The sequence below is a fragment of the Shigella sp. FC1967 genome, assembly GCF_001743005.1.
Lineage (GTDB): Bacteria > Pseudomonadota > Gammaproteobacteria > Enterobacterales > Enterobacteriaceae > Proteus.
Window position 1 is genome coordinate 1 of record NZ_MIIZ01000319.1, and the last position, 240, is coordinate 240.

Consider the following 240-nt stretch of genomic DNA (forward strand, 5'->3'; position numbering starts at 1 on the left):
AGTCAAGCTGGCTTATGCCTTTGCACTAACCGCATGATGTCCGACCATGCTTAGCCAACCTTCGTGCTCCTCCGTTACTCTTTAGGAGGAGACCGCCCCAGTCAAACTACCCCACCAGACACGGTCCCCGATCCAGATTACTGGACCTAGGTTAGAACATCAAACGTTAAAGGGTGGTATTTCAAGGTTGACTCCATGCAGACTGGCGTCCACACTTCATAGTCTCCCACCTATCCTACA

The 240-nt window shown here is 51.2% G+C and carries 1 rRNA gene; it reads right to left on the reverse strand.

The features are described 5' to 3' along the window. A 23S ribosomal RNA gene (locus tag BHE89_RS02810) occupies positions 1-240 on the reverse strand; the annotation flags it as partial.